We start from the raw sequence: 17528 nt of genomic DNA, 5'->3' as shown, positions 1-17528 counted from the left end.
AGGCCCGACCGTGACCGAGATCGACTCACTGGCCGATGCCTTCCGCCAGGCGACCGGCAGCGTGCAGTTCAACGCCCAGTACCTCAGAGCCGCCGGAGCGACTCCGCCGGACGGTTTGGACGCGGAATTGGCGAAGGCATTCCGGCTGAAGGGGGCGGGCGGACTCACGCTGCAGTTCACCTCCGGCAAGCAGGTGCAGGTCGACGGCAGCGTGCTCACGGTCTCGGGCGTGCAATTGTCTTTTCTCGGTTACGACGCGACCAAATCCCAGGTCACGCTCGTCTTCGAGCGGGGGAGCCGCACATCGGTCGAGGTGCTGATCGAAACCGCCCTCACCGGCTGGTCGTTCGCCTCGTCTTTCACGGCGATGACCGGGCCCCCTTTCGATCGTCTCCCGCTCGCTGCCCCCGCATTTCTCTTCACCACCCGGCCGTGCCGGCGCACATGGCAGGAGAAACCGCTCGATCTTCGGGCCGGGCAGAATTTCGCAGCCCTGGTCAAGGTGCCCGCACAGCTGAAGAACCTGCTGCGCAATTTCGACATCCAGTGGGATCCGGGCACCTCCTACCGTCTCAGCGGGCCCGTTCAGCTCGACAAGGTGACGGCGGTGACGGGTGAGCAGCCGGGGAAGAATCCGGTGCTGTACCCCGTGCTGGATCTCGCGGCGCCTCTGCCCGAGCAGAACCTCAAGATCCTGCTGGTCGACGCGTCGGCACCGGCGATCGGGCTGCGCACCACGGACGGCAGCAGCAAGGCGGCCGGCGAGGACCGGCTCCCCTGGCTCGGGCTGCGGCTGCGCCTCGATCTCGGGGGCAAGCGGGGCGCGTACGACCTGCTGGGCTCGGTGTCCGACAGCGGGGTGCCGACGTTCCACTTCGAACTGACCGCCGAGGGCGCCCCGATGACACCGGGCGACGCCATCGCACTGATCCGCGGCCCGAGCGGCCGGTCGTTCCTCACCGAGGTGCCGGAGCCTCTCCAGCGACTGCTGTCCTCGGTCGGCCTGCGGCAGCTGGTTCTGCTGGGCATGCTCGGCGAGGCCCCCTCGGGGAAGCCGTCACTGACGCAGGCGGGCGTGCTGCTGTCCACCCGGGGCAGCGGCAGTGTCCCGCTCTTCCCCGGCCTGGACGCCGGGGAAAACCTGGCGGTGGACGGCTTCGACCTGTACTGGACGGTGACCACACCGCTGAAGCCGGCCACGTCGGCGAGTTCGGTGACGCTCACCGCGTATGTCACCTTGTGGCCCCAGGTGTTCACCCGGCAGTTCGTGCTCTCGATCGGGTCGGACCTGTCCGTCGACGCGCGCTACGCAGGCACCGTGTCCTTCGGCACCCTGCTCCAGGAGCTGACCTCCGGCACGGTGCGGCTCCCCAAGGGCGTGGCGCTGGACATGTCGGACGTACGGCTGGGCCTGTATCCGGCCGAGCGGCGCTATGCGTTCGGCTTTGTCGTGGACGCGGACGTGGCGTTCCTCCATGAGGGCGGTAAACCGCTGCTCACGGTGCGGGACATGGAGGTGTCGCTGACCGCGCTCCGGCCGGCGAAGGGCGCCACGGGAGGCCGGACCGCGTACGTGGTGGGGGTGTCCGGCGGGCTCGCCATCGGGCCGGTGAACGCGTTGGTGGACATCGGTTACGACAGCACCGTCACGCCCGCCGTGTGGCAGCTGAACGCGGCACTCGACCGGCCGCTGGCCCTGGACCATCTGGTCGGGCAGTTCTTCCCCGAGTACCGGCTGCCGGACTTCCTGGCCGGCCTGCAGATCGATCAGCTCGGGGTCGGTGCGGTCATCCCGCCGGGCAGCGGTCGGTCCACGTACTCCGTCGCCGCCGCGATGTCCTGGTCGATTCCCCATATCGGCACCGCCAGGGCGCAGGTGGGGCTGGACTACGACGCGGCGCGGGAGGCCGGTTCGCGGTTCGCCGGGCAGATCGTCGGTGACCTGTACCTGAAGGAGATCGGTGCCGAGGTGGCAGCCGGCTACCGCTTCGGGCCGGCGTCGGCCGACCCCGGCGGCAGCGGGACCGGCAGCAGCACGGTGGTCTGGGTCCAGTGGGAGGGCATCCGCGGCGCCTATGACCTCACCGACGGCACCCTCACCCTCAACCTCACCGGCTGGTCGGTGGGCCGGCTGCTGCAGTCGCTGGTACGCACCGTGAACAACCCCTATTTCACCCTCGACCAGCCGTGGGACTTCCTCAACAGCATCCCGCTGGACGGGCTCGGGCTGACGATCCGGATCAAGGCGCAACCCGGGAAACCGCGCTTCGAGGCGACGTACACGCTGTCCCGGCCGATCAGCGTCGGAGTGGTGACGGTCAAGGGCCTGACGTTCCGGCGGGGCGAGGGATCCGACGCGAAGGTCACGCTCGCCATCGACGGATCGACGACGATCGGCGGTCTGGAGGGCTCGCCGCTGCTCGACCCCTCCAAGGGCCAGGACGTGACCCGCATGCCGGCCACCACCGCGCAGGGCGCGTCCTACTTCGACCTGTGGCTGCTGATGATCGGCCAGCGGGTGGCCGTCAACGCGGCCACCATGACCACCACGAAGGACATCGTCGACGCGCTGGAGGGCACGCCGGAGCACCCGACGGGCATCCCGGATTCGGGGCAGGGGCAGCTCCCGGTGGACCCGAAGAGCACCGCCCCGCTCCAGCCACGCTACGACCCGAGCAGCAACTGGCTGGTGGCCGCGCACTTCGGCCTGCTGCAGGCCGCCGGGCAGTGGACCGTCGACTGCCGTCTGGTCTTCAACGATCCGCATCTGTACGGGCTGCGGCTGGAGCTGAACGGCGAGAAGGCGAAGGTGCTCGCCGGACTCGCGCTCGATGTGCTCTACAAGAAGGTCACCGACGATGTCGGCGTCTACCAGGCGGAGTTCACCTTCCCCGCGGCGCTGCGCACCTTCGACCTGGGGGCGTTCTCGGTCACCCTGCCGGCAATCGGCGTGCGGATCTACACCAACGGCGATTTCCTGATCGACCTGGGCTTCCCGTACCGCGTGGACTTCTCGCGGTCGTTCACCCTGCAGGCGGTGATCGGCGGCATCCCGGTGATCGGTTCGGCGGGACTCTACTTCGGCAAGCTGAGCATCGGCTCCGAGGCACATCTGCCGGTGCCCCGCTACGGGGCGTTCGGTCCGGCGTTCGTTTTCGGGGTGGGGCTCCAGGCCGGGGTGGGGCACACCATCGACAAGGGCATCTTCAAGGCGGGGTTCAGCGTCACGGTGTTCGGCATCGTGGAAGGCGTCATCGCCGGCTGGCACCCCCCGGCCGTCAAGTCCGGCGAGACCGGGGCGCTGCCGGCGCCGAGCGCCGGAGGTGCCCTGCAGAGCGACTACTACTTCCGGGTGGAAGGGACCTTCGGCCTCCTGGGCAGGCTGTACGGTTCGGTGGACTTCGCCGTCGTCAAGGCGACGTGCGACCTCACCGTGCGGCTGGATGCGAAGATCGTCTACCAGTCCTTCGCCGACATCCAGCTCTCCGCTTCGGCGTCGGTGAACGTCCGGCTGTCGGTACGGATCAGCCTCGGGCTGTTCAGCATCAGCCTCAGTTTCTCCTTCTCCACCACGGTCACCGCCGACCTCACGATCAAGACCGCCGCCGGGGTTCCGCCCTGGGAACGCCCGCAGGCGGTGACCGCGGCGGACGCGAGGACGGTGTCGCTGACCATGGCGGCCCCGGTCACCGGGCCCGTGTGGAAGCGCGTCAAGCGGTCCGGTGACAACCCCGCTCTGAAACTGCACCCGGCCGCCCAGTTCACCGTGGCCGGCCCGGCGGGCGGCAAGCCCGCACAGGGCGCGTTCGTGTGGTTCCTGGTGACCGACGTGCCCTCCTCGCAGAGCAGGGGCCGGACGACGTCCTTCGAGGCCCTGTGCCACACCCTGCTGGCCTGGGTCGTGGACGCGTACACCAACGGGACCGGCACCGAGATGGACCCGGACGCCATGACGGGAACCAGGGTGACGGACACGCTGCTGCGGTCGGTCGCCGCGCAGCTGGCCGATCCGGCCGACACCCCGCTGACCCGGGAACGGTTGGAGAACCTCCTGCTGGAGCCCGGCTTCGCGGCCGATCTGTCACCGGCCCCCACCGACGGGGACGGCAACACGGCCCTGAAGGCCGGCAGCACCCTGTTCCCGGCCTTCCCGGGGCTGACGGCCACCTTCCCCGACCCCGGCCAGGTCCTCGGCTCCGGCAGGACCAAGACGGTCACTCCGGCCACCTACGTCACCCTCAACGGTGCCTACCGCACCGCACTGGCCCGGCACTTCCGGCAGCTCGCCGCCCTCGTCGAGCAGGAGTACGCCGGGAAGGAGCCCGCCGGGGACAGCACCGGGAACGCCGGGACGGCAGAGGACCCGGACGAGTCGTTCGCCCAGTTCGTCTTCCAGGACTGGTTCACCCTGGTCGCCCGGCAACTCCTCCAGGCCGCCGACGACGCCTTCACCGACTGCCGGTATCCGCTCTCGGACGGGCACCGGTCGCCGTCGGCGGCCTGCACTTGGGCCAACGAGCGGGGGAACGCACTCACTCCGGCCTCGGTCGCCGCGGCCGCCGCGGACCACCCACTGGAGCCGGGGCGTACCGTCACCGTGAACGGGCTGGCGGGCACCGTCCAGCGCGACGAGACCGTCACCGCGGTGGCCAAGCGCTACAGCGACCGGACCGGCTCCCCCCGGTGGACGGTCGGGCCCGCGTCCCTGATCGAGGCGAGCAAGGATGTGCACGGCCTGGTGGCGCCGGGGCAGCGCGTCACGGTCGGCGCCGCAGGCCCGGTCATCACCGAGCCGGGTGACTCCTTCACCCGGGTCGCGGACCGGCTCGGCATCACCGTCGCGCAGCTCGCCGCCGACGCGGGCACGCAAGCCCAGCACGGCCTGCTGACACCCGGTACCGCACTGACCCTGCCCGGCATCGGCTACACGACGGCGCAGGGCGACACCCTGCGCGGCATCGCCCGCAGCCTCGGCACCACCGCGGTCGTGGTGGCCGAGGCAGGGACCGACGTCCTCGCGTTCGCCGGCGACTCCCTGCCGCTGCCCCGCCTCACCACCCTGGCCTTCGGCGATGTCTGGCAGGCACTGACCGGCAAGGGCCGACTGCGGGACATCGCCGGGATGGCCGCCCGCTTCCACCTCCACGGGATGCGGCTGCCCGCCAAGGAACAGCCCGGCCTCAAACCGTCCGCCGACTTCCTCTACCCCACGGGCCAGGACGAGTACGGGCTCTACCAGCTGGCCGGACAGCAGGTTCCCACGCCCGCGCTGCCGGCCGACCCCACCTTCCGGATCACCTTGAACCGGGGCACGGTCTCCTGGCTGAGGTGCAACGGATCGCCATCCGGCGCATCCGTGACCCTCACCCTGGACAAGGCGGCCCGGGAGCTCTCCACCGTCCTGACCTGGCTGAGTTCCCACACCTTCGACCCGCAAGCCCGCCTCTCCGCGCTCCCCGGCACGCTCACCGCCGGGCGGCGCTACCCCGCGCGGGCCGCCACCCCGTGGACCACCTCCGGCCTGGACGAGGTCGCCAAGGTCGTCACGCCCCCCGGCGGCACACCCCCCACCGGTCCGGGGCTGCGGCCCGCCCTGTGGGACCTGCCGGACGCGCTTCTCCACCACATCGAGGACCGGGCCACGGCGCTTGCCGGCCGGTTCACCCCCAGGCAGGCCCAGCCCTATCTGCCGGAGTTCGTCCCGGAGTTGGTCACCCACCCCCACGGGGCGCCGGAGCCGCTGCTCACCCCCGTCAGCCACTACACCTACGCCACCCGGGTCTCCTTCCGTGTCCGCCGGCTTGCACAACACGACGACCAGGCCCCTCGCAAGCCGCACGCCAGCGATGTGACCCCGCCGGATGCCGCCACATCGGTGCCGCCACCGCTCGCCCCGTTCACCTACGAGATCCTGGGTCCGAGCCCCGCCGACGCCGTCCTGCTGGAACGGCTGCTCACCGCCCTGGACGGCGGCGGCGAGGAGCTGATCACCGGTCAGTTCCTGCTGCACCCGGCCCTCGCGCACGGCACGCGCGGTCTCGCCGGCACCGCGAGCGCGAGCCTGCTGGCGTTCCTCACCCGGACCAATCTGTCCACCGAATCCGCGCCGCCCGCCTTCGCCTCCGCCGTCCCGGCCGAGGCGAAGGCGACCCCGCAGCCGCCCCGCGGCATCGCCAATCCGCCCGGTGAGGTGGTCCGGCTGCTGTGGGAGCAGTCCACCGTCCGCAAGGGCGGCTACTACCTGCACTACCACGTCCCGGGCGAGGACCGGGGGCTGCCCGACGCGCTGTTCGACGCCTCCGGAACGGCCGACCTCACCCTGGTGATCACCTACGACCGGACGAAGGGGCAACCCGGTGCCGGATCCCTGCCGCACTACGTCAACGCGCTGGTGACGGCCGACCCCGTTACCCCTGGCTCTGCCACCCTCACCTTCGCCGCACAGCCCGCACCGAAGGACCTGATGTCCGCCCCGGTGGAGGGGAACACCACGCTCGCCGCCCTCGCCGCTCTCTACGGCTGCGATCCGGGCACCACGGCGCGCCGCAACGCCGACCGGCCGCTCACGGCCGGCCGGGAGATCGGGATCGGGGGCGCCTGGCACCAGGTGACACCGGCCGAGGCCGGCACGCCGGACGTCTGGCAGGCCGTGGCCGACCGCTGGTCACGCGGCGCGAAGCACCCGGTGACCGTGCAGGCCCTCAAGCAGGCCAACCCGGGCACGGCGGAACCGCCGCCGGCCGGTACCGTCCTGCGCGTTCCCCGGTTCGTGCACGTCACCGGCTCGGGCAGGGAGCACGGCGCCGGGGCGACGTTCGCATCCCTGCGGCAGTATTACGGCCTGTCGTACGACGCCCTCGGGGATGCCGCCCGAGAGGTGTCCGGGCTGTTCCCGGCGGGGACGGCCCTGCGGGTGGACACCGAGGAACGCGCCGTCCGGCCCGCCCTCGGCCGGGGCAACGCGGGCATCGAGGTCACCCGGGCCGCTGCGCCCACGCCCCCGGAGCTGCCGGAAAGCCCGACCGAGGCGCAGCGGGCGGCGTTCGCGGAGGCGACCCTGCGACAGCTCTACTCGCTGCTGAGCAGCGGCATCACGGAGACCCCCGGTTTCCGCGCCGGCCCGCAGGGGCTCCCGTTCGGCCCTCAGCACGACAGCGCCACGACCGGGCCGAGCCCGGCGGACCGGCTGCGCTACACCTTCACCGCCGGGCTGACCGCCTTCGCGAAGGTCAACCCGGCGCCCGCCCCCGGCGACCCGCAGCTCCCGGCGCGGTCCGCCAACCCGTACGCCGGCGTCGGCACCCTCACCCAGTTCGGCACGCGCTGGCTCGACATCTTCGGGAACACTCTCGCCGCCGGCACCCACGTCCGTCCGGTGGATGAGATTCCGCTGCCCGTCCAGTACACCGATGCGCTGATCGGCCTGTCCCAGTGGCCGCATGTGCACACGGCCTACACCTACCGTGCGGGGGCGAACGGCCCGGAACTGTCGGTCAGTCTGGAGCTGCAGACCGAGGCGTACGCGGGCGGCCGGGAGGCCGCGGTCAAGGACCTGCGGGCCTTCCGGCTGCTGTACTTCCAGCTCGTCCAGAACTACGACGGCGCCGCGGTGCCGGAGGTGAGCGGGTACGCGGTCGGGTTCCGTGTCCTCAGCTCCCTGCTGAAGGACCCCGGCACCGCGCTCAGCACCGCGCAGGCCGACACGGTGCGGAAGTTCGTCGCCGACTGCCTCGTCCACGTCTCTCACCGTGCCGCCGGGACCTCGGCCACCGGTCGGCCGTCGGTGACGCTGAGCTTCCCCGTACCGCCGGACGCACTCCGCGAGGACGAGATCATCCCGCTGAAGGTCGGCTTCGAGCTCACCCGGCAGTCCGCACTGGCCGACCCGGCTCTGCGGGTCAGCGGCGCGCTCACCGACCACACGGAGATCGCCCCGCACGTCGCCCGGCACAGTGATCTGCGCATCTTCGCCGAGGACTTCGAGAAGGCGTTCACCACCGCCACGTCCGTGCTCCGGCTGGGCACGTCCAGTGCCACGCCTGGCAAGGACAGCGAACGGGACCGCACCCTGTGGGCGGTGCGGCTGGCCCGTCCGGGCTCTCCGGAAGCCGGTCTGGGCTGCGACCTCCCGAGCGGTTCCGCCGCCGCTTTCTTCGCGCCCAAGCCGCTCGCCACCGCCCTGTGCGACCTGACGGCCGAGGTCTCCCGGTACGAGACAGGCAAGGGACTGCGCCCCGGACAGAAGAAGACGCTCACCCTGCGCGGAGCGGATCCGAATGTCTGGGCGCGCCAGGCACTGGCCGCCGTCGACGCGCTGCTCGCCCCCACGTTCACCTCGCCCGCGTTCGTCCTCGACCGGCTGGCCGGTATCGATCATCCGGAACGGGACGGGCTGCTCGGCAGGATCCTCGGTCACAAGAAGAAGCTCGCCGGGGCCATCGCCGCGAGTGTGCTGCCGGTGTCGCCCGGCGCGCCGTTCGACACCAGCGGCGCGGCCCGCACCGCGGCCGGCGAGAAGCTGCACGAGGCGCTACTCGACCATCTCGCCGCCGCCTACTCCGTCACCTGCGTCGCGGTGCTGAAGGCCGATCATGCCCGGGCCCATGGCCTGCCGCCCGGGGTCGCCGCGCCCCCGCGCTTCTACGGCCAGCCGATGGCGGCACCGCCGCACGGCGAGGAAGCCTCCACGGACACCGCGAAGAGCTATGCACTCTCCTCCGCCAAGGTGCCCCTTCGCGGGCCCGGTGAGCACACCAGCACCTCGTACCTGGCATTCCTCTTCGAATCCAAGAGCCTGACCGAACACGCCTCCGTGCCCCTGGACGTGACCTACGAGATCACGCATCTGGAACACGACATCCGGGACGTTCCCGGGATCGACGGTTACCGCGACGCCCGTTGGATCACCTTCGTCAGCGGGGCGGTCACCAAGGCGCTCGGCACGGTCACCTTCCCCGTGGTGCTGCGCGCCCTTCCGCAACCGCCGTCCATCACCGCCCAGTCCGGCCGCCCCGCCGCCAAGCCCGGTACGCCGGACAAACTCCCCTTGTGGACCTATGCGCTGGGCTACTCCTACCGCAGCGCCGCACAGGACTGGCTCGACGCGACGGTCCGGTTCGGCGGCAGCACGGCCGCCCAGGAGGCCGAGGCCCCCGAGGACGTGGACACACCCCTGAGGGCCGCCCTCGCCGATTTCGTCACCAGCCATCCGGCGATCGCCGCGGACCTCGACCGCCATCTGCGGCCGGTCGGTGCCCGCAGCAAGCCCAACGACACCGACGTGCTCACCGCACGCGCGGCGCTCCAGGCGTTCGAGACCCTGCTCGGCGCGGTCGCCACGGCGTACGAGCGGTGGGCGTCCCCGCCTGCGACCCCACCGGCGCAGCCGTCCGCCGCCGCACCGGAGGACACCTCGGAGACCGTCCAGGTGTGGCTGCGGCTGGCCGAGGAGACGGACGGCCGGGCCCGGATGGACCTGCGCTGCGCGGCCGGCGTCACCCCGCCCGCCGTACTGCTCGGCGCCGAGTACGAGCCGGTGGCGACGGATCCGCCGCAGGGCGTCCAGCGCTCCTGGCACTACCGGCGCCGCGGTACGCCCGGCACGTACCTCCGCTATGCGGCGGCTCCGGCGGAGTGCGCCCTGGAGTTCGGTCCCCGCGACATCTTCCGTGACCAGGAGGCATCCGGGCAGCTCCACGTCGAACGCAACGCGGACGTCGTGGAGCCGGAGTTCCGCTTCAGCACACCCGAGGTGCGGGCCGCCGCCCCGGTCGTCCCGCTGCTGTTCCATGCCGCGTACCGGTTCGGGACCCAGGGGCGGCCCGCACGGCTCCAGGACCATCTGGACGGCTTCTTCAAGGCCCTGTTCACCGGGGCTGACGGCCGTCGGCTGACGGCGAAGATGACCGCCGCCTACGCCTACGCGGTCGCTCCCGCTCCGGGCCTCCCGCTGACCATCCTGCCCATCGCCCTGCTGCCACTGACCTCGATCGACGCCTCACCGACAGCCGACGCCACCTGGTCCCGGAAACTGACGGACGCCGTCGAGGAGTTCGTCCGCACGCAAAAGCCTCGCCGGGACGGCACCTCGCGGATCATCCTCGGTCTCGACCTCTTCGGGGCCGGACAGCAGATGCCCCTGCTCACCATCCGCGACCTGTGGATTCCCACCACGGAGCTGACCTTCCCCGCCTGACGACGGCCGGCGGGCCGTCGGTGAGGACGGCACGCTGGTCCGCCATGGTCTGGAAGACCGCGCGTTTGGCCATGTGCTGCGGGTGAAGGGCGAGATGACCGCCCACGACGAGGCGGCCGGACCGTATCGGCCCGGCTACGGCGGGCGCGGTCCCAGGCCGCTGCCGCGTTACCGCGCCCGTCCGCTTTCCTTACCCGAACACGTGATGACTGCTGGCCGCTGCCAGGGCCGGGCCGGCCGGGCAGACGCAACCGATCAACTGCTCAGCGCGCCAAAGGGAAACGCTCTAGCGGACGACGTGGATAGTCACCGGCGCAGATACGCGGTCCTTCTTCGCGTGCTGGTGGTGCTTGTCGGTCGAGTACAGCACCGAACGGAACTGCAGCTCGCCCGTGTGCCTGACCTTGACGTTCGCGCGCGCATCGCCGCTGAAATCCCGCTTTACAGCCCGCCAATGGCCCCAGTGGCCGGGCCTGCCAGACCTCTCCTGTATGACGAGCGTGGTGTACTCCTCGGCGTCGTCCCCACCCTGGCCGTGCACCTTCACGACGTGGCCGACATGCGCCGTGTGGGGAGTCGCCTGGATCGAGATGTCGCTCTTCGCGAACGCCGGGGACGCTGCCAGTGCCGCCGAGGCCACACCCAGCGCGCCGATCACCGCGAACCGCTTCAGGCCAAGCTTCATGCTCGTGTCTCCTTGGATACCTGTGTTCCCCATGCGTCAACTAAGACTCTGAAGTCCCCAGTTGAGGCGCTTTCAACAAGAAGGAGTCGCCAGCGTGCCATGAGGTTGGCTCCCGATGGTCACTACCTTGTCACTGCGGTCGGCCCATTCCCACGTGGAGGGCAACCTTGTGGGCAAATCAAGGCCGGGTTCGACGACCCCGCAGTGTTGCGTGCGGGAGGCGTGCACATCGCAGGCGCGAAATACCTGGCGATTGAGGTGGGTGCGACCCGCGCGGCCTCGCCGGCGTGTAGTGAGCCCCGGTAGTAACAGGACCATCCGCTCCGGGGCGCCGCTACCGGCCCCTCCGGACTGTCCAGGGTCGCTGCGGGCAACGGGACCTCAACCCGGCGATTTCCGAGGACCACAAGCGGTCCATCAGCCTGAATTTCGCGCTCGTTCCTGACGGCCTGCGGCCGGCTGCCCCGGATCATCGGTGGCCCGGCGCGTGCTGTTCCCCACGGAAGGCGGGGCCGGCCGCGGTGACGCCTGGGACAGCCCCGCGTCGTGCTCAGGCGTGCGCAGTCAGTGGCAGGTGGTGGTGCCGCTGTCGGAGTAGGTCTTGCCCGCCTCGGGGACGAACTGCCAGTCGTAGCTGTTGGCGTGCAGGGTGAACTTGAGCACGCCATAGGTGTCGCTGTTGCGGGCCTGGCTGTTGGGCAGGATGGTGCCAAAGCTGTAGTGGCTGGCGCCGCCCATGCCGGCGACGAAGTGCCGGATGCCGCGAGCGTTGTCGAGCTGCCCGCTCGGGTTCATGGGTGCGAACCGCTCGTACTGGTGGTTGTGGCCGGTGGCGATCACCTCGGCGTTGTTGTCGTACAGCGCCTGGACGAGTGGGCCGGTCGAGGTGTCGGGTGCATGGTTGGCGCCGAAGTAGTTGAAGTATCCCGAGGCGCCCGACGTGTGGTAGTCGTGGTTGCCCGGCGACGGGCGGGTGCGGGGCTTGTTCATGGTGATGTTGCGGGAGTGCCTGGCCTCGCGCATCGAGTGCCAGACCAGGCGCAGCGGATCGCTCAGTGCGACGCAGTCGATGGTTGAGGCCCAGGCGTGGCGCCGTGGATCCGCTGTACGATCCGCGGCCGCCGGTGTGGATACCGATCACCGTACGCAGTGACTTCGAAGCCGCTGAGATGTCCCGCAACGCGTTCTGCAAGCCGCTGACCGCGACGGTGGTGCCGCGGCCGATCGCCTGGATGTCGACCACTTCGGCGGACGGGACGCACTACTGAGGCAGTTCGACGGAGATGTGCGAGGACAAGGCACGGAGGAAGTCGGGCGCGTCGAAGATCTCGCCGGCGGCGGTGACACCGACCGTGCTGGTCTGTCTCGTGAGGATGCGGTGTACCGCTTCGACCGCGAGCGGCGCGCTGACAGCGTAGATGTCCTGTCCCCCCGCCACGGCACGCCGTTCCACGTCGCCGGAGCGCACGACGGCATCGACGAGGAAGGTCTGCGCGGACCGCCCGCGTTCGTCGACCGCAGCTGGCGTCGGCGTGTCCGGGGCCAGCACGTCCCTGGCTGCCTCGACCGTCATGTGGGTGCGTACCTCGGGGATGGACAGGTGGCTGGGGACGGTGACGACGTCGGCCATCGTGAACTCCCCGATGACGGCCCGGGTGCCCATCGGGTCGGGAAAGGGCCACTCCAGGGTCGGCGGGTCGTCGTTGCGGTACTCCAACCGCCCGTTGGTGTAGACGAAGCGTTGGCCGTTCCGCCGCTGCCGGGAGACCGAGCTCGTGGCGCGCGTTCCGGCGGTGGGGTGCCAACTGCTCAGCGCGTAGGCGATGTGCGCCTCGTCGGCCGTCGTCCAGTCGCCCATCGCCGCGGTGGCCAACAGGTCGCCGAGGCCGCCGTAGAAGGCCATCGCGGGGACGATCACCGCTCCTGCGGCGCGGGCGCGGTCCGTGAAGTCCTCGAACGTATCGACGATGGCCTCGATTTCCGCCGCCACATCCACATACGGGATTCCGACGCGCAGCGCCGCCTCGATCACGGGAGCGGCAGTCGCGGCGAACGGCCCGGCACAGTTGATCACGGCCTTCGCGCCGGCCAGCGCGCGGTCGAGCGAATCCGGGTCGCCGGCCGACGCCGGGCGGGCGTCGAGCCCGGGATGAGACGCCGCCAGTGCCTGCAGCTTGTGGGTGTCGCGGCCGGAGAGAACCGGGACGAACCCGCGCTCCAGCAGCTGCGCCACCACAAAGCGCCCGGTGTGCCCGTACGCGCCGAACACCGTCACCTTCGATCCCATGGGTTCCCCCTCGTCATCAAATGATCTGCTGTGGACATCCTGACGATGGCGGGCCTCCCACACGAGTGTCTGGAACGCCATGACCCGTACAATTACGGACGTGAGTACTGTCGCGCTGGCCGTCACCGACGGGATGCTGCACTTCGAACTGTCCGTGGCGTACGAGGTCTTCGGCGCCGGCCCGGCCGGCGTGGCCGACGCCTGGTACGACACCGTCTTGTGCGGTCCGGGCGCCGTGCAGGTCGGCCGGTTCCGGCTGGACCCCGACCACGGGCTCGACCGGCTCCCGCGCGCCGACACCGTGATCGTCCCTGGCTGGGCCGACGTCGACGAGGATCCGCCCGCCGACCTGGTTGACGCGGTGCGCGCGGCCCACGAGGCAGGCGCGCGCGTGGCCTCCCTTTGCACAGGCGCGTTCGTGCTGGCCGCCGCCGGGCTGCTGAACGGACGGCGCGCGACCACGCACTGGGCGCACGCCGGCGATCTGCGCGCCCGCTTCCCCCAGGTGGAGGTGGACCCGGACGTGCTCTACGTGGACAGCGGCAGCGTGCTCACCTCCGCCGGCAAGGCCGCCGCGATGGACCTGTGCCTGCACCTCGTCCGCCTCGACCACGGCTCGTCGACCTCCAACGCGATTGCCCGCCGCCTGGTCGTTCCGCCCCATCGGGCCGGCGGCCAGGCCCAGTTCGTCACCACCCCGGTGCCCGCCCGGGACAACCATCCGCTCGCCGAGCTGCTCCCCTGGGCGATCGAACGGCTGGACCATCCGCTGACCGTGGAAGACCTGGCCCGCCAAGCAAGGATGAGCTCGCGCAACCTCGGCCGCCACTTCAGGTCGGTGACCGGCACCACCCCGCTGCAGTGGCTGCTGACCCAGCGGATCCGCCACGCCCAGGAGTTGCTGGAGGCCACCGACGACAGTGTCGACGCCATCGCGGCAGCCACCGGCATGGGCACGGCCACGACGCTACGCCGACACTTCAACCGCACCGTCGGCGTGCCCCCGGACACCTACCGCCGCACCTTCCGCTCGCGGGCCCGCCCCGGCCCGAACGACAGCCGGCAACACTACGCATGACGCTGAGCCGCATAGGTTCGCCGGGTTTGGCGATCAACACCATGCTGCCGAGTGGCCGACCTTCCCATTCGGATGCCTTGCCCCCTAGCGGACCTTGGCGCGTTCGCTCGTCGGCACAGCACCAGAGCGAAACGGTGACCTCTCCGCCGGAAGACCCGACGCGACTGGTCAGAGAAGACGACCGCGACACGGCCGTGCAGCGCCTGCAGGAGGCGTACGCCGAAGGGCACATCCCGCACGAGGAGTTGGACGAACGCCTCCACCAGGTGCTCACCGCCAAGACGCACAGCGAGCTCGAGTCGGCACTGGCCTCGCTCCCGGAGGAGAATGCGGGCACCACGTCCACGATTGCCGTCGCCGGCGGACGGATCCGGCGTCGCGGCGTATGGCGGGAACCTCGGAGCCTGAAGGTCGAGTCCGCATTCGGAAGGGTGCACTTGGACCTGTCCCGGGCGGTCATCGAACATCCGGTAGTCGACATCGAGTGGCAGCTCGGCACCGGAAGGGCGGAGATCACGGTGCCTCGCGACGCGATCGTCGACGCTGAGGACCTGCACACCGGGTGGAAGGACTCGCTGTTGTGGCGGAAGCCGGGTGGCGGGGTGTCCGGGACGGCAGGCCCCAGGAGGGTCGCGGCGAACCGGACCGCGATGATCACCGTACGTCTGCCAGTTCGCTGTCACGGCTGACGAGACTCCCGTGCTCTTCGGGCAGGCATCCACGCATCCGCACAGAGTGCCGCACCTTCTCCTACGCGCCCGCGCCGTCAACCGTGCCCGCCGCTGCCGATCCCCCCGGCGCTCCTCGGCGCGCGCTCGGGCATCGTCGGGGTGCGCGCCTGTCGTCAACCGTTTCATGAGCGTTCAGTTGACTGCTCCTGATCGTTGTTGTGCGCTGCATCTACGGTCCTTGAGGTTTTCGAAGGAGGGGACTCATGGATGCACTCCTCGCAGTCCGGGCTCGCGGGATCACCAAGTGGTTCGGTGATGTCGTCGCGCTCGAGGGCGTCGACCTGGATGTGACGCAGGGGCAGATTCACGGCCTGGTCGGACCGAACGGCGCCGGCAAGACGACCTTGCTCGGCCTCCTGCTGGGTCTGGCCGTCGCCGACAGCGGCAGCCTCGAGATCCTGGGTGCACCGGTCGGGCGGGCGCTCGACGCTCCCGACGGTGTCGCGGGCTTCGTGGACGGACCCGGTCTCTACCCCTCGCTCACCGCCCGGCAGAACCTCGCCGCGCTGGCCGCTCTCCGCGGTGACGACGCGCGGACGACGGCGATCGACGACGCGCTTGCGCAGGTCGGGCTCACCGATGTCGCCGACGAACGGGCCCGCGGCTTCTCCCTCGGCATGCGACAGCGGCTGGGGCTGGCCGCGGCGCTGCTCACCAAGCCCCGGCTGCTGGTGCTTGACGAGCCGTCCAACGGGCTGGACCCGGCCGGCAAAAGGCACGTACACGGCGTCCTGACCCGGCTCGCGACGGACGGCACCAGCGTCGTGCTCTCCAGTCACCGCATGGACGACCTCGAGGCCCTGTGCTCCGACGTCACCATCCTCGCCGCCGGGCGGGTCGTCTTTTCCGGGCCGCTGAGCAAGCTGGCCGCCGAGGAGCAGGAACTCGACTACCGGGTTCGCACCTCCGATGCGCACGCCGCCCGCCAACTGGCTGCCGAAACGGCCGGGATCTGCCTTGTCGACGACACCGGGGCACGATATGACGCGAAGGTGCTCGTCGTGCGCGCGCAGGCATCTGCCCTCGACCAACTGGTGGTGCGGCTGGTGCAGGCGGGCGTCGCGGTACGCGAGCTCTGCCCCCTGGTATCGCCGCTCGAGGCAGCGTTCCTCGCCCTCACCGAACCCGAGGAGGCCGGACGATGACCGCGACCCTCGCCCATGCCCGGCCCCACGGTGCCGGTACCCGCCGGTCCTCGGTGGCGCGTTGCTACCGCTTCGAGCTGGTCAAGCTGGTCTCGCAGTGGCGGATCCGCCTGCTGGTTCTTGCCTGCTGGATCGCGCCGGCGCTCTTCGTCGCCGCGGTGAGCCAACAGAGCTCGCTCCCTGTCGACACCCTTTTCGGTCGCTGGATGCACGCCACGGGGTGGGCCGGACCGCTGGTGATGCTCGGTTTCGCGGGCACCTGGGCGCTTCCGCTGCTGACCTCGGTGGTCGCCGGCGACGTGTTCGCCGCCGAGGACCGGCTCGGCACCTGGCGCCACCTGCTCGTGGCGGTCCGGTCGCCCAGGCGGATCTTCGCCGCGAAGGCGTTCGCCAGCCTCACCGTCCTCCTGCTGCTCGTGGCGGGGCTGGTCTGTTCCAGCGCGGCCGGTGGGGTCGTGGCGGTCGGCAGCCGGCCGCTGGTCGGCCTCGACGGCCACCTGCTGACGTCGGCGGACGCCGCCGTAAAGGTCCTGCTCGCCTGGGTCTGCGTCCTCGCTCCGACCCTCGCCCTCGCCGGGATAGGACTGCTCGGGTCCGTCGCGCTGGGGCGCTCCCCGATGGGACTGCTGCTGCCCGTGTTCGTCGCCCTCGCGATGCAGCTCGCCCAGATGATGCCACTGCCCGTCGCCGTACGCCTGGCCCTGCCCAGCTACGCCTTCATCGCCTGGAGCGGTCTGTTCACCGGCCCGGCCCAGCTTGCCCCGCTCCTGATCGGCATCGGTGTCAGCCTGGCGTGGGCCGTGCTCGCGACAGCGCTGGCCTATCTGCTGTTCCTGCGGCGCGACTTCACGAACCTGAGCTACGACGGCTCGGGGCGCCGCGCGGTCACGGTCGGAGTGCTGCCGCTGGTCGGGCTGGTCGCCGTGACGGTGGCGGTGCTCACCACGTCGATCACGGCAACGGACACGACCAAGGCCACCGCCACGGACACGACCACGGCCACGGCGACCGGCTCCGGGATCGGGCAGGAGAAGGTGCAACGCTCGGTCGCCACGGCATTCGCCCACCTGTACCGCATGCAGACCGACCAACTCCACCGGCCCGCCGTCACCGAGGACCGGCTGAGAGCCACGGCGACGTGCAACAAGGGCGGCCTCCAGGTCGCCGCGCAGGGGCCGGGCAATGACTGGCGCTGCGTCGTCTCCTGGCATCTCCCCGGCGTCGACGCCGCCGGCCAGGCCATCTATCAGCTCGACGTGACCCCGGACGGGCGGTACATGGCCGATGGCGATGGGCCGAAGGAAGTCAACGGCTACTTCCTGGTGCGGACCCCGGAGGGGGACGCACCGAACCCGCTGTGGCAGTTCGACGGCACTGTCGAACTTCTCTCCACCTCGAAGGGATGAC

At 70.8% G+C, this 17528-nt stretch carries 9 protein-coding genes; 6 read left to right on the top strand and 3 right to left on the bottom strand.

Annotation, left to right across the window (positions count from 1 at the left end; translation table 11 throughout):
• Positions 1–10 precede the first annotated feature (10 nt).
• Positions 11–10195 (top strand): LysM peptidoglycan-binding domain-containing protein, encoded by a 10185-nt coding sequence (locus ADL29_RS30900; protein WP_053926856.1) that lies wholly within the window; start codon positions 11–13, stop codon positions 10193–10195.
• Between the two features lie 286 nt (positions 10196–10481).
• Here ADL29_RS30900 and ADL29_RS30895 read toward each other — a convergent pair whose 3' ends face one another.
• Both ADL29_RS30895 and ADL29_RS30890 read right to left on the bottom strand, forming a co-directional pair.
• A complete protein-coding gene (locus tag ADL29_RS30895) occupies positions 10482–10880 on the bottom strand; it encodes a hypothetical protein (RefSeq protein ID WP_053926855.1) in 399 nt (132 codons plus the stop codon).
• A gap of 564 nt (positions 10881–11444) precedes the next feature.
• Positions 11445–11903 (bottom strand): metallophosphoesterase family protein, encoded by a 459-nt coding sequence (locus tag ADL29_RS30890; RefSeq protein WP_053926854.1) that lies wholly within the window; start codon positions 11901–11903, stop codon positions 11445–11447.
• Between the two features lie 71 nt (positions 11904–11974).
• On the opposite strand from ADL29_RS30890, the gene ADL29_RS45635 reads away from it, so the two are divergent.
• On the top strand, positions 11975–12148 hold the full coding sequence (locus tag ADL29_RS45635) for a hypothetical protein (protein WP_245689707.1): 174 nt from the start codon (positions 11975–11977) through the stop codon (positions 12146–12148).
• Here the strand turns inward: ADL29_RS45635 and ADL29_RS30885 are convergent.
• A complete protein-coding gene (locus ADL29_RS30885; protein ID WP_053926853.1) occupies positions 12142–13167 on the bottom strand; it encodes a saccharopine dehydrogenase family protein in 1026 nt (341 codons plus the stop codon). The two genes, ADL29_RS45635 and ADL29_RS30885, sit on opposite strands and share 7 nt — an antisense overlap.
• Before the next feature lie 100 nt (positions 13168–13267).
• On the opposite strand from ADL29_RS30885, the gene ADL29_RS30880 reads away from it, so the two are divergent.
• The 4 genes from ADL29_RS30880 to ADL29_RS30865 all read left to right on the top strand — a co-directional run bounded on the left by ADL29_RS30880 (position 13268) and on the right by ADL29_RS30865 (position 17527).
• The gene (locus ADL29_RS30880; protein WP_053926852.1) at positions 13268–14245 is read left to right on the top strand and encodes a helix-turn-helix domain-containing protein; all 978 of its coding nucleotides are present in this window, start codon (positions 13268–13270) and stop codon (positions 14243–14245) included.
• 134 nt (positions 14246–14379) lie between these two features.
• Entirely contained in the window at positions 14380–14934 is a 555-nt protein-coding gene (locus tag ADL29_RS30875) for a DUF1707 SHOCT-like domain-containing protein (RefSeq protein ID WP_053926851.1), read from the top strand.
• A gap of 245 nt (positions 14935–15179) precedes the next feature.
• Positions 15180–16121, top strand: coding sequence for an ABC transporter ATP-binding protein (locus ADL29_RS30870; RefSeq protein WP_053926850.1), 942 nt, complete (start codon positions 15180–15182; stop codon positions 16119–16121).
• Positions 16118–17527, top strand: coding sequence for an ABC-2 family transporter permease (locus tag ADL29_RS30865; RefSeq protein WP_053926849.1), 1410 nt, complete (start codon positions 16118–16120; stop codon positions 17525–17527). The genes ADL29_RS30870 and ADL29_RS30865 overlap by 4 nt, the downstream gene beginning before the upstream one ends.
• The last annotated feature ends 1 nt before the right edge of the window (position 17528 follow it).

It is taken from the genome of Streptomyces chattanoogensis, assembly GCF_001294335.1.
Taxonomy (GTDB): domain Bacteria; phylum Actinomycetota; class Actinomycetes; order Streptomycetales; family Streptomycetaceae; genus Streptomyces; species Streptomyces chattanoogensis.
The sequence above is the reverse complement of the archived record's forward strand: the minus strand, read 5'-3'. Positions and strand labels throughout refer to the sequence as shown.